Raw genomic sequence first — 13,256 nt, 5'->3', positions numbered from 1 at the left:
CGCCAATCGTCGGTCGAGCGATGATGGTTCCACCTCTCTGCGTGGAAGCCATCATGCTCAACGACCTGATTCGCCAACGCCCGCTGGACATCAACCTGCTGCTGTACCCCGAAGTCGAGATTCTCGACTTCGCCGGCCCCTACGAGGTGTTCAGCGTCGCCAGCCGCGTGGCCCTGCGCGACGGCGTGCTGGCTCACCCGGCGTTTCGCGTGCACACCGTAGCCACCCAGGCAGGCATGGTGCGCGCCCGTTACAACCTGCGCGTGGAGGCTGACGCCAGCCTGGAAAGCGCCCTGCCCTGCGACATCCTGATAGTGCCTGGGGGCGTGGTCGACCAGCCGCTGGGGGATCCGCACACCCTCGACTGGATAGCCACGACTGCCGCCCGCACCGCGCTGGTGACGTCGGTGTGCACCGGTGCGTTCGTGCTGGCCAAGGCCGGCGTGCTGACGAACCAGCGGGTGACCACGCATTGGGATGACATTGAGCTGCTGCAGCGTGACTTCCCTGCGCTGACGGTGGTTGCAGACGTGCCCTTCGTGGACCTGGGAAGCCTGATCACCTCTGCCGGGATTTCTGCTGGCATCGACATGAGCCTGCATGTAGTCGCTCGCCTGCTGGGTGCCGATACCGCGGCGAGCACGGCCCGGCAAATGCAATACCCCTGGCAAGACCAGCCCTGAAGGAGAAATTTCCTAGATCGTTTCGGGAAGCGTCCGAGGCAATACTGGAAGCATCCGGTTACGGTGTGGTGCGAGCGTCCGGATAATGCAGCCGCTTCCATCTCAGTAACGGATAGTGACAATGCCCCGACACGCCCTGAACACGCTGCCCTTCCTGCTGCTGGCCTTGACGCCGTTCGGCGCCCTGGCCACGGAAGGCATGATCCACTTCAGCGGCGCGGTGACCACGCCCCTGTGCCCGTTGCTCCTGGCCCCAGAGCAGCCTGTGCCGGCCCGCTTCGCGGCTGAAGGCCCGGGCTGCGAGGACAGTGGCCGGGTCGCGGAACTGCGGGTTGAGACGGTTGGCGAGCCGCAGGAAGGGCTCGCCGTGGTCACGGTGCAGGTGTTCTAGGCCTTGGCGGCCTTGCCGAAGCCATCGGCGCGGAACATCTGGCGAATACCGCGCAGCGCCTGGCGGATACGGTCCTGGTTCTCGATCAGGGCGAAGCGCACGTGGTCGTCGCCGTACTCACCAAAGCCGATGCCCGGCGACACGCACACCTTGGCCTCGGCCAGCAGCTTCTTGGCGAATTCCAGGGAGCCCAAGTGGGCGTACTGCTCGGGGATCTTCGCCCACACGTACATCGAGGCCTTGGGGTTCTCGACCATCCAGCCCAGCTCGTGCAGCCCCTTGACCAGCACGTTGCGGCGCTGGCGATACTGCTCGGCGATGTCCAGCACGCACTGCTGGTCGCCTTCCAGGGCCGCGATGGCCGCGACCTGCAGCGGCGTGAAGGTGCCATAGTCGTGGTAGCTCTTGATGCGCGCCAGGGCGTTGACCAGCTCCGGGTTGCCGACCATGAAGCCGATGCGCCAGCCGGCCATGTTGTAGCTCTTGGACAGGGTGAAGAACTCCACCGCGATGTCCTTGGCGCCGGGCACCTGCATGATCGAGGGGGCTTTCCAGCCGTCGTAGACGATGTCGGCGTAGGCCAGGTCGTGCACCACCAGCACGTCGTACTGCTTGGCCAGGGCCACCACGCGCTCGAAGAAGTCCAGCTCCACGCACTGGGCGGTGGGGTTGGACGGGAAGCCGAGGATCATCATCTTCGGCTTGGGGATGGAGCCACGGATCGCCCGCTCCAGTTCCTCGAAGAAGTCCACGCCGGGCACCAGCGGTACCGAACGCACCTGGGCGCCGGCAATCACGGCACCGTAGATGTGGATCGGGTAGCTGGGGTTGGGCACCAGCACGGTGTCGCCCTGGTCCAGGGTGGCCAGCATCAGGTGCGCCAGGCCTTCCTTGGAACCGATGGTGACGATGGCTTCGTTTTCAGGGTCGATTTCAACCTGATAGCGGTCGGCGTACCAGCGCGAAATGGCGCGACGCAGACGGGGAATGCCACGCGAAGTCGAGTAGCCGTGGGTGTCTTCACGCTGGGCAACGCTGACCAGCTTTTCCACGATATGCGGCGGGGTGGCGCCGTCGGGGTTGCCCATGCTCAGGTCGATGATGTCCTCGCCACGGCGGCGGGCGGCCATCTTGAGCTCGGCGGTGATGTTGAAGACGTAAGGGGGAAGACGATCGATACGCGAAAAGCGGCGCGGCGAAGAACCGTTGTCAGCCATGTTGAAACCTCGAGACGTAAGCGCCCGGAACCGTCCGAGCGACGCGGCCAGTGCGCTGGCCAGAGGCATAACAATAAGCCTGGGGAGGAAAAGCTGTCCAGCCCCTTTTCAGGGATATTTGAATTATTTACGGTGAAACCAGAAATTTCACCTTAAAACAAAACACAATTCAGTGGATTATCTTGAATAAGTGAAAAATCCATGACGCGGCCTACCGGCCGCTGCTACGGGAGCTCTTAAACGCGAAAACGCCCAGGACCTTTCGGTACGGGGCGTTTTCGGTGTAGCAGGACAGCGATCGAGTCGCGTACCTACACTCAGTGAGCGTAGGTCAGCAGCAGCTCCGTCGGCGCCTTGAAGTCCAGGGACATCATCACGCTCAGGGCCGTGATGGTGAAGATGGAGAACACGAACAGCTTGCGTGCCCACACCTTGTCATCAACTGCCTTGTAACCGGTCCAGGCCATGTACAGCCAGTACATGCCCATCGCTGCCGCCACTGCCAGGTAGCTCATGCCTGCGTAACCACCAAGGGTCAGCATGAGGGTCGCCAGCAGGAACGCCAGGATGTAGAGCAGGATGTGTTTCTTGGCTACAACGATGCCACGCTTGACCGGCAGCACCGGAATCGATGCGGCCAGGTAGTCGTTGAAGCGGAAGATCGCGATGGCATAGGAATGCGGCATCTGCCAGAGGCTGAACATCACCAGCAGGGTCAATGCAGCCATGTCGAAGTGACCGCTCACGGCCACGTACCCGATGACGGGCGGCATGGCTCCGGAGAGGCTGCCGACCAGGGTACCGTGTACCGATTTGCGCTTCAGGTACAGGCTGTAGAAACCCACGTAGATGATGAAGCCGATCAGGCCGCCCAAGGCCGCCAGCGGGTTGGCCATCTTGTACAGCATGGCCAGGCCCGCCACACCCAGCAGGGTGGCGTAGGCCAGGGCGACCTTCAACGAGATCAGGCCCTGGACCAGTACGCGGTTCTTGGTGCGTTCCATCTTCACGTCGATGTCGCGGTCAATGCAGTTGTTGAATGCACAACCCGACGCCACCACCAGTGAAGTGCCAATCACCGTGGCCAGGAAAAGGGCGAAATCTACATGCCCTTGCGAGGCCAGGAAAAAGCCGCCTGCCACAGAAAGCACGTTACCGAAAATGATCCCCGGTTTGGTGATTTGGATAAAGTGCTTAACGGACATGCAGTTTTCCTCAGTGCGCCATCATGACGGTATGGATGCTGACCATGATCCACAGCGCCAGGCCAACCAACAGCACGATGACGATGCCTGCGAACACGAAGGCGATGACGTTGTTGCGTTGCGCCTCACTACGGTCCAGGTGCAGGAAGTACACCAGGTGAACCAGAACCTGGATCACGGCAAATGCCAGGATCAGGAACAGCGTCGCCGACTTGGAGAACACTGGGTGCATGACCAGGGCGAACGGGATCGCAGTCAGGATGATCGACAGTACGAAACCGATCATGTACGACTTGAAGCTGCCGTGGCTGCCCGAATCGTGGGCGTGAGCGTGAGCGTTAGCCATTACAGGGTCCCCATCAGGTAAACAACGGTGAACACGCAGATCCACACCACGTCCAGGAAGTGCCAGAACAGGCTCAGGCAGCTCAGACGGGTGTTATTGGTCGGAGTCAGGCCGTGTTTCGAGACCTGGTACATCATCACCGCCATCCAGATCAGACCGCTGGTCACGTGCAGGCCGTGGGTACCGACCAGCGTGAAGAAGCCCGACAGGAAGCCGCTGCGCGACGGGCCGAAGCCTTCCGAGATCAGCTTGTGGAACTCGTTGAGCTCCATGCCGATGAAGCCCAGGCCGAACAGGAAGGTGATGAACAACCAACCCAGCACGCCACCCTTGTTACCCTTGTGCAGCGCCAGCATGGCGAAGCCGTAGGTGATGGAGCTCAGCAGCAGGCAGGCAGTCTCGCCCAATACGTACGGCAGTTCGAAGATGTCATGACCCGACGGACCACCTGCAACGTTGCCCGACAGTACGGCGTAGGCAGCGAACAGCGATGCGAACAGGATGCAGTCCGTCATCAGGTAGATCCAGAAACCAAATACGGTCATTGGACCCGCATCATGGTGTTCGTGGTCGTCGTGCCCATGGTCGTGACCATGGGCAGTTCCAGCGTTCAATACTATGTTCGACATTGTTTAAGCCTGTTCAAGCGCGTTGACGGGGGTCTTGGAGACACCAGCCACGTTTGCTTTCGCCAAGATTTGTTGACGTTCGCCTTCGATGCGAGCCACTTCTGCTGCAGGGACCATGTAGCCTTGATCATCACGCGCAGCGTGGATGATGAAGTAGCCAACACAGCCGATCAGGCCAACAGCGGCCAGCCAGAAGATGTGCCAGATCATCGCGAAACCGAACACAGTCAGGAAGGCGCTCATCACCAGGCCTGTGGCAGTGTTGTTAGGCATGTGGATATCCGTGTACTTCGTCGGGAACGTGTACGCGGTACCGTTGCGCTTGGCTTCGGTGAAGGCATCGATGTCGTTTGCGGTTGGCAGCACGGCAAAGTTGTAGAACGGCGGTGGCGAGGAAGTCATCCACTCCAGGGTGTGGCCGTTGTACGGGTCACCGGTCACGTCGCGGTTCTGATCACGGTCGCGGATCGACACGTACAGCTGGATGAACTGGCAAGCGATACCGGCCAGGATCAGCAGTGCACCACCCATGGCCACGTACAGGTACGGGGTCCAGTCCGGGTTGTCAGTGTGGTTCAGACGACGGGTCATGCCCATGAAGCCCAGTGCGTACAGCGGCATGAATGCCACGTAGAAGCCCGAGATCCAGAACCAGAACGCTGCCTTGCCCCACTTCTCGTTCAGGGTGAAACCGAACGCTTTAGGGAACCAGTAGGCGAAGCCTGCGATGTAGCCGAATACAGCACCACCGATGATCACGTTGTGGAAGTGAGCCACCACGAACAGGCTGTTGTGCAGCACGAAGTCAGCACCTGGAATGGCCAGCAGTACGCCAGTCATGCCGCCGATCGCGAAGGTGATCAGGAAGCCCAGGGTCCACATGACCGGCGCGGTGAAGCGCAGGCGACCTTGGTAGATAGTGAACAGCCAGTTGAACAGCTTCACACCCGTCGGGATGGCAATCAACATCGTTGCCAGGCCAAAGAAGGAGTTGACGCTGGCGCCCGAACCCATGGTGAAGAAGTGGTGCAGCCAAACCATGAAGCCCAGTACCGCGATGCAGCCAGAAGCCAGAATCATCGACACGTGGCCGAACAGACGCTTGCCGGAGAAGGTCGAGACCACTTCGGAGAACACGCCGAACGCTGGCAGGATCAGGATGTACACCTCAGGGTGACCCCATGCCCAGAACAGGTTGACGTACATCATCGGGTTGCCGCCCAGCTCGTTCGTGAAGATATGGAAGTCCATATAACGATCGAGGGTCAGCAGGGCCAGGGTGGCGGTCAGGATCGGGAACGAAGCCGCGATCAGGACGTTTGCCCAGGTGCAGGTCCAGGTGAAGATAGGCATGTCCATCAGTTTCATGCCTGGGGTACGCATTTTCAGCACGGTGACCAGGAAGTTCACGCCGGTCAGCGTCGTACCGATACCCGACAGCTGCAGTGCCCAGATGTAGTAGTCCACACCCACGCCCGGGCTATAGCCCAGTTCCGACAGCGGTGGATAGGCAACCCAACCGGTACGTGCGAATTCACCGACGCCCAGCGACAGGTTGATCAGTACCACACCGGATACCAGCAGCCAGAAGCTCAGGGAGTTCAGGAACGGGAACGCAACGTCACGGGCGCCGATCTGCAGTGGAACTGCAAGGTTCATCAGGCCGGTGAAGAATGGCATCGCCATGAAGATGATCATGATCACACCGTGGGCGGTGAAGATCTGGTCATAGTGTTCAGGCGGCAGGTAGCCCTCGCCGCCGTTGGCGGACAAGGCAAGCTGCGAACGCATCATCAGGGCGTCGGCAAAGCCACGCACCAACATCACCATGGCGACGACGATGTACATCACGCCAATTTTCTTGTGGTCGACCGAGGTCAGCCATTCGGTCCACAGGTAGGACCATTTCTTGAAGTAAGTGATCGCCCCGACCAGCGCCAGCCCACCCAGGATGATCATACTGATCGTGACCATCACTATCGGGACATGGAAGGGGATCGCTTCCAAAGTTAATTTACCAAACATCGTTTACTCCTCTGCCCCAGCAGCTGAATGCGAACCCATGTCCATACCTTCCATACCGGCGACTTCTTTGCCTTCGTGCGCCATGTGGCCTGGATTCATACCCTCATACTTGTCGATGATGGTCTGGAACAGGTTTGGCGTGAACGAGGAATAAAGCGCGACAGGTGCTTTCTCGCTTGGTTTGGCCAGAGCAGCGTATTCAGCCGAATCAAGCTGTTTAGGTGAATTCTTCACTTCCGCGACCCATGCATCGAAGTCCGCCTGGGTGGTGGCGACTGCCTTGAACTTCATGCCGGTGAAACCTTCGCCGCTGTAGTTGGCGGAGATACCATCGAATTCATGTGGCTGACTGGCCAGCAGGTGCAGCTGGGTCGTCATGCCGGCCATCGAGTAGATCTGGCCGCCCAGGCCCGGAATGAAGAACGAGTTCATCACCGAGTCAGATGTAATGCGGAAATTGATCGGGGTGTTGGCCGGGAACTCGATCTTGTTGACGGTGGCGATACCCAGGTCCGGGTAGATGAACAGCCACTTCCAGTCCAGCGAAACGACCTGGATGGTGATCGGCTTCACGTCGGACTCGATCGGGCGATACGGGTCAAGGGCGTGAGTGGACTTGTAGGTGATCACGCCCAGCACGATCAGCAGGCACAGGGGAATACCCCAGATGGCGGCTTCGATCTTGTTGGAGTGGCTCCAGTCCGGCGTGTATTTGGCCGAGGTGTTGGTAGCGCGGTATTTCCACGCGAACACGATGGTCATCACAATGACGGGTACCACCACCAGCAGCATCAGCAGGGTAGCGGTAATGATCAGGTTTCTCTCGTCGAGACCGATCGGCCCTTTCGGGTCAAGCAGGGTCCACTTGCATCCACCGAGAAAAAGCATGCCGAAAAAGGGCAATATGCCAAACAGTCTGGGGTAACGCTTTTTGCTCATCTCACGACCTCTAAGCAGCTTGCATCAGTGCAATTGTGTTTTGATCGCCAACACTTCGTCCTGCCAAGCGTCAGCATTTATCGAGTTGGATACGGGCATGCCTAGAGATCAGCTGCTGCTGTTTGGCAGACCTGTGTGGTACGGTAATTTCTTATTGTGCCTTTGCAGGCTAAGTGTCGGTTAGTCGGCAATAGCCTGTCTGCAGACCAAATCCATTTGGGTGCGGAAACACAAGGTGGGCTCTCAACCCCGCGCCTGACGTGGCCTGGAGCACTGGCGGGGGGCATTTCTGCCACCTGTCGAGCGTCTCGCAAAGCCTGGCCCAGCGGATTTTGCGGGGATTGTAGATACCTCAGGTTTCATTGACTATGGCTTATTTAGCAACAATAAGTTTCCGCTAGTGTAACAATGAAGCCCACTTTCAAGGGATTGCGACACGATGTCGCACCCCCTGTCACACCCCTAAAAGCCTGGTTTTGCTAGGGATAAAGCCCTTACAAAAGGTCTGTGCTTATCGGTCACGCCTTGGCAAGGCGGTGGAATCGGCACGATTAATGATTTGTAACTTGACCTCGAAGGGCGCCGTTTCAGCCCTTGCGGCGGTTGCGATAGATGCCCAGCGGCACCAGGACGATCGTCAGCACGAAGGCTACCAGAGCCCATTGTGCCAAGGACAGCCCCAACACGGGTGGATAGGGCGTGGTGCAGAAACCGCTGACCTGGAACACCATGGGCCAGGCGTCGGCCAGGGGCAGGCCGTCGACGAAGGGCTGCAGCACGTCGACGCCGCAGCTGGAGGAAGGGTTGGCCAGCACGTAGACGTGATTGCCGGCCGCCACCGCGCCGCCGACGGCGCTGAGCACCACCAGCGCCTCGAACACCGTGAGGCTGCGCTTGCCGGGCATGGCGGCACCGATGAAGGCGAACAGGGCAATGAACAGCAGCGCGTAGCGTTGCAGGATGCACAGCGGGCATGGCGCCTCTTGCAGCACCACCTGCATGTACAGCGCACCGCCGATCAACGCCAGGCAGATGATGCCCAGCAAGACCAGGAAACGCTTCTCGCGGTTCAGCTGCGATTTCACATCACTCATTGCTTGTCCCTTCATTGGTGTGGGTAGGCTGTCGTGCCGTTGCGCCCGCCAGTCTACACGCTCACCAAGACCTTGAAAAAACAGGAAGGTTCCGGGACTTGCGCGGGACTGTGGAGTAAACCGCAGCGAAATTAACCCTGCGTTAACCCGCCGTTAACCCACTGACCGCGTAGCAGCTGCCGAAGGCGGCGTCCGGGACAATTGCATCGCCCCTGACGCGGCCTGGCGTCCGCTGCTACGTGATTCAGATTTCGGCAGCCGGGCCGAAGAACTCATAGTGCGCCTGCCCTTCCGGCACGCCCAGCGCCTTGAGGTTGCCCTTCACCGCCTTCATGAAGCCCTTGGGCCCCAGGAAGTAGGCGTCCAGGTCACGCTCGGCCGGCAACCAGCGGTTCAACAGCGCGTTATCCAACAAGCCCACCGCATCCGCAGCCCCGCCTGCCTCGGCGTAGCAGTAGAAGCGCTTGAGCTGCGGGTGGCGCGCCGCCAGGTTGTCCACCCAGTCGCGGAAGCCGTGCACCGCGGCATTGCGCGCGCAGTGGATGAAATAGATCGGCCGCTGGCTGGGCAACGCCGCTTCCAGCATCGCCAGGGTCGGGGTGATGCCCACGCCACCGCTGATCAGCACCAGCGGCTTGCTGCCGGCGTGCAGCACGAACTCGCCGGCAGGCGGGAACAGCTGCACCTGGTCGCCTACCTGCAGGCGCTCGTGGAGGAAGTTGGAGACCTTGCCCCCGGCCTCGCGCTTGACGCTGATACGGTACTGCCCGGCCTTGGCCAGGGCCGACAGGGAGTAATTGCGGCGGTGCTCCTCGCCGTCGATCAGCAGCTTGATGCCGATGTACTGGCCGGCGCTGAAATCGAGGATGGCCTGGCCGTCCACAGGCTCGAAGTAAAAGGACACAATTTCGCTGCTCTCCTGCACCCGCGCTGCCAGCTTGAAGTCCCGGCCGCCGCGCCAGCCGCCTGGGGCGTCAGCCTTCTGCTGATACACCTCGGCCTCGGCGGCAATCAGGATGTCCGCCAATTGCTGGTAGGCGTTGCCCCAGGCCGCCAGCACCTGCGGGGTGGCGATCTCGCTGCCCAGCACTTCCTCGATGGCACGCAGCAGGCAGGCGCCGACAATGGGGTAATGCTCAGCCTGGATCTGCAAGGCCACGTGCTTGTTGATGATGCGCGCCAGCAGGCCGCCCAGCTGGTCGAGCTGGTCAATATGGCGGGCATACATCAGCACGCCATTGGCCAGGGCCCGCGGTTGGTCGCCGCTGGCCTGGTTGGCCTGGTTGAACAGCGGGCGCACACTGGGGTTCTCCTCCAGCAGGGTGCGGTAGAAATGGGTGATGAGCGCTTCGCCGCCACTTTCCAGCAGTGGGACGGTGGATTTGACGATGGCGCGATCCTGGGCACTGAGCATGGCGTAACTCCTTGAAGCGTAAGTTGAAAAGGTTGCCCAAGGTATTTCACGCTTCATGCCAACTATTTTATCTATACAAATCAATAACTTAACAAAATACATGGTCAAAATGACCACAACCAACTACAGTCATTATGACTACACGAGGTCATTATGACTGCAAAACCGCTGCTCACTGCCCTGCTGCCACTGGTCTCCGACCTGTCCCGCGACCTGCCCGAACGCGAGCGCTACCGCCGCCTGCTGCAAAGCCTGCGCACCCTCCTGCCCTGCGATGCCACCGCGCTGTTGCGCCTGGACGGCGATTGCCTGGTGCCACTGGCCGTGGACGGCTTGAGCACCGACACCCTGGGCCGGCGCTTCAAGGTCAGCGAACACCCGCGCTTCGAGATCCTGCTGAACAACCCCGGCCCGACCCGCTTCGACAGCGACACCACCCTGCCCGACCCCTACGACGGGCTGGTGGACGGCCTGCATGAAGACCTGCACGTGCACGACTGCCTGGGCTGCCCGCTGTTCGTGGAGGAGCGCCCCTGGGGCCTGCTGACCCTGGACGCGCTGGACCCGCAGCGCTTCGACAGCCTCGACCTGGACGCCCTGGAGGCGTTCGCCAGCATGGCCGCCGCCACCGTCACCGTGGCCGAACGCATGGACCAACTGGCCATGCGCGCCGAGGACGAGCACCAGCGTGCCGAGGTCTACCGCCAGGCCAGCGGCCAGCAACCCCATGAAATGATCGGCCAGAGCCCGGCGCTGCAACGCCTGGGTGACGAAATCCGCCTGGTGGGCGGCAGCGACCTCACCGTGCTGATCACCGGCGAAACCGGGGTAGGCAAGGAACTGGTGGCCCAGGCCATCCACCAGGCCTCGCCGCGCGCCCGGCAGCCCCTGATCAGCCTCAACTGCGCGGCGCTGCCCGACACCCTGGTGGAAAGCGAACTGTTCGGCCACGTGCGCGGCGCCTTCACCGGCGCCACCAGCGACCGGCGCGGCAAGTTCGAGCTGGCCAACGGCGGCACCCTGTTCCTCGACGAGGTGGGCGAACTGTCCCTGAGCGTGCAGGCCAAGCTGCTGCGGGTATTGCAGAGTGGCCAGCTGCAACGCCTGGGCTCGGACCGCGAGCACCAGGTGGACGTGCGCCTGATCGCCGCCACCAACCGGGACCTGGCCGAGGAAGTCCGCGAGGGCCGCTACCGGGCAGACTTCTACCACCGCCTCAGCGTGTACCCGCTGCAGGTGCCGGCGCTGCGCGAGCGCGGCCATGACGTGTTGCTGCTCAGCGGTTATTTCCTGGAACAGAACCGCTCGCGCCTGGGCCTGGGCAGCCTGCGCCTGAGCGCCGACGCCCAGGCCGCGCTGCTGGCCTACCCGTGGCCGGGCAACGTGCGCGAGTTGGAACACCTGATCGGCCGCGCCGCGCTCAAGGCCCTGGGGCAACAGGGCAAGCGGCCGGACATCCTCACGCTAACCGCCGCCGACCTGGACCTGCGTGCCGCACCCGGCAGCGCACCGCTGATCACCGACGACGCCGTGGCAGCGGGCATCGACCTGCGCCAGGCCACCGACCTGTTCCAGCGCCAGCAGATCCAGGCCTGCCTGGCCCGTCACCAGCACAATTGGGCCGCCGCCGCCCGCGAGCTGGGCCTGGACCGCGCCAACCTGGCGCGCCTCGCCCGTCGCCTGGGCTTGAAGTAGCCCTGCGGGGCGCCCGGACGCGGCCTGCCGGCCGCTGCTACGCCCTCAGGGCCGCGTCCCGGCCACCACGCAGCCCCAGGATGACAAACAACCGCCCACCGGCCTAAAGCCTGCCCGCGCCGGGTCGATAAACCTGGCATCGAATTGAAACCGGTCTGACAGAGAAGGTCCCCATGTCGTCCAAGAATGCCCGCGCAGATTCACTCTCGCTCCTGCTGTTTACCTTGCGCAGCGGCAAGTTGATGGCGATCAACCTGTTGAAGGTCAGTGAAATCATCCCCTGCCCGCCCCTGACCCGCCTGCCGGAGTCGCACCCCCACGTGAAGGGCGTGGCCACCCTGCGCGGCACCTCGCTGTCGGTGATCGACCTCAGCCGTGCCATCGGCGAAATGCCGTTGCTGGACCCCAGCGGCGGCTGCCTGATCGTCACCGACATCAGCCGCTCCAAGCAGGGCCTGCACGTACAGGGCGTGAGCAAGATCGTCCACTGCCTGACCACCGACATCCGCCCGCCGCCCTACGGCGCCGGGGTCAAGTCGTTCATCACCGGCGTCACCCAGGTGGACGGCGCGCTGGTGCAGGTGCTGGATATCGAAAAAGTCATCCACGGCATCGCCCCTGCGCCCATCGAGGCCGGCCACGAGCAACTCAGCGAAGAAGACGCGCAACTGCTGGCCCAGGCCAACATCCTGGTGGTGGACGACAGCCAGGTGGCCCTGCAGCAGTCGCTGCTGACGTTGCGCAACCTGGGCATCGACTGCCACACCGCGCGCAGCGCCCGCGAGGCCATCGACCGCCTGCTGGAGCTGCAAGGCACCGCCGAGCAGATCAACGTGCTGGTGTCGGACATCGAAATGTCGGAAATGGACGGCTACGCTTTGACCCGTACCCTGCGTGAAACCCCCGACTTCAAGGACCTCTACGTGCTGTTGCACACCTCGCTGGACAGCAAGATGAACAGCGACAAGGCCCAGGCCGCCGGCGCCAACGCCGTGCTGACCAAATTCTCGTCGCCCGAGCTGACCCAATGCCTGATCCGCGCCGCCCGCGCGGTAGCCGGCGTGCCCCACTGACACCGCCATGGCCGAGTGCATCCTGATGCGCAAGGCCCTGGGCATTGCCGAGGCCGCCGTGCGGTGGCCGCTCGGCGTGCAACTGCGGCCCTGGGAGCCTGCTGCTGCCGCAGCCGCCCACGCCTTGCTGCTGAGCGTGCAGCAACTGGAACCCACCAGCACGCCCCAGGCCTGGCTGGAACAACTGGCCAGCGACCCCGAGTTCGACCCGCGCCTGTGCCGGCTGGCCTACGGCCCCGACGGCCTGGCGGGGTTCGCCATGGGCTGGACCAGCAGTTTCATCCGCCACCTGGCCGTGCAACCCGACGCCCGCCGCCAGGGCCTGGGCCTGGCCCTGCTCAACGACCTGTTCAACGCCTACCGGCGCCGCGACGAGGGCTTCGTCGACCTGACCCTGCTGGCAGACAATGCCAACGCGCTGAGGCTTTATGCCCGCGCCGGCATGGCCGAGGTGCGCCGCTATAGTCAGTAGCTATATTCAGTAACAATGCTGGCCGCAAACCGGCCTTGGCCCTGGGTCATACTTCGCGCTTTCGCCAACGAGG

The 13,256-nt window shown here is 62.1% G+C and carries 13 protein-coding genes; 5 read left to right on the top strand and 8 right to left on the bottom strand.

Annotated features, from left to right (window positions below):
* The first annotated feature begins 23 nt into the window (after window positions 1-23).
* Window positions 24-683, top strand: a complete 660-nt coding sequence (locus tag ACWKWX_RS25270; protein ID WP_416422699.1) for a DJ-1/PfpI family protein — start codon at window positions 24-26, stop codon at window positions 681-683.
* A 121-nt stretch (window positions 684-804) separates the two neighbouring features.
* Complete coding sequence (locus ACWKWX_RS25265) at window positions 805-1,074, top strand: hypothetical protein (RefSeq protein ID WP_416422698.1); 270 nt, start codon at window positions 805-807, stop codon at window positions 1,072-1,074.
* Here ACWKWX_RS25265 and alaC read toward each other — a convergent pair.
* The 8 genes from alaC to hmpA all read right to left on the bottom strand — a co-directional run bounded on the left by alaC (window position 1,071) and on the right by hmpA (window position 9,943).
* Window positions 1,071-2,291 (bottom strand): alanine transaminase, encoded by a 1,221-nt coding sequence (gene alaC / locus ACWKWX_RS25260; RefSeq protein WP_416422697.1) that lies wholly within the window; start codon window positions 2,289-2,291, stop codon window positions 1,071-1,073. The genes ACWKWX_RS25265 and alaC overlap by 4 nt on opposite strands.
* 317 nt (window positions 2,292-2,608) lie before the next feature.
* The gene (cyoE, locus tag ACWKWX_RS25255; RefSeq protein ID WP_416422696.1) at window positions 2,609-3,496 is read right to left on the bottom strand and encodes a heme o synthase; all 888 of its coding nucleotides are present in this window, start codon (window positions 3,494-3,496) and stop codon (window positions 2,609-2,611) included.
* Window positions 3,497-3,506: 10 nt separating this feature from the next.
* Window positions 3,507-3,842, bottom strand: coding sequence for a cytochrome o ubiquinol oxidase subunit IV (cyoD, locus tag ACWKWX_RS25250; RefSeq protein ID WP_416422695.1), 336 nt, complete (start codon window positions 3,840-3,842; stop codon window positions 3,507-3,509).
* A complete protein-coding gene (gene cyoC / locus ACWKWX_RS25245) occupies window positions 3,842-4,471 on the bottom strand; it encodes a cytochrome o ubiquinol oxidase subunit III (RefSeq protein ID WP_416422694.1) in 630 nt (209 codons plus the stop codon). The genes cyoD and cyoC overlap by 1 nt, the downstream gene beginning before the upstream one ends.
* A gap of 3 nt (window positions 4,472-4,474) precedes the next feature.
* Entirely contained in the window at window positions 4,475-6,496 is a 2,022-nt protein-coding gene (gene cyoB / locus ACWKWX_RS25240) for a cytochrome o ubiquinol oxidase subunit I (RefSeq protein ID WP_416422693.1), read from the bottom strand.
* Between the two features lie 3 nt (window positions 6,497-6,499).
* Window positions 6,500-7,435 (bottom strand): ubiquinol oxidase subunit II, encoded by a 936-nt coding sequence (gene cyoA, locus ACWKWX_RS25235; RefSeq protein ID WP_416422692.1) that lies wholly within the window; start codon window positions 7,433-7,435, stop codon window positions 6,500-6,502.
* Between the two features lie 587 nt (window positions 7,436-8,022).
* Window positions 8,023-8,529 carry a disulfide bond formation protein B gene (locus ACWKWX_RS25230; protein ID WP_416422691.1) on the bottom strand — a complete coding sequence of 169 codons (507 nt, stop codon included), beginning with the start codon at window positions 8,527-8,529 and terminating at the stop codon, window positions 8,023-8,025.
* 244 nt (window positions 8,530-8,773) lie between these two features.
* Window positions 8,774-9,943, bottom strand: coding sequence for an NO-inducible flavohemoprotein (gene hmpA / locus ACWKWX_RS25225; RefSeq protein ID WP_416422690.1), 1,170 nt, complete (start codon window positions 9,941-9,943; stop codon window positions 8,774-8,776).
* Between the two features lie 153 nt (window positions 9,944-10,096).
* Here hmpA and norR point away from each other — a divergent pair, with 153 nt between their 5' ends.
* From norR to ACWKWX_RS25210, 3 genes are all read left to right on the top strand, one after another.
* A complete protein-coding gene (norR, locus tag ACWKWX_RS25220; protein WP_483829224.1) occupies window positions 10,097-11,638 on the top strand; it encodes a nitric oxide reductase transcriptional regulator NorR in 1,542 nt (513 codons plus the stop codon).
* Window positions 11,639-11,811: 173 nt separating this feature from the next.
* Window positions 11,812-12,711 carry a chemotaxis protein gene (locus ACWKWX_RS25215; protein WP_476294974.1) on the top strand — a complete coding sequence of 300 codons (900 nt, stop codon included), beginning with the start codon at window positions 11,812-11,814 and terminating at the stop codon, window positions 12,709-12,711.
* 7 nt (window positions 12,712-12,718) lie between these two features.
* Window positions 12,719-13,183: a GNAT family N-acetyltransferase gene (locus tag ACWKWX_RS25210; protein WP_473005501.1), complete on the top strand. Its 465-nt coding sequence runs from the start codon at window positions 12,719-12,721 to the stop codon at window positions 13,181-13,183.
* Window positions 13,184-13,256 lie beyond the last annotated feature (73 nt).

Source organism: Pseudomonas imperatae (assembly GCF_057128625.1).
This window is presented reverse-complemented; position numbering and strand designations above follow the sequence as displayed.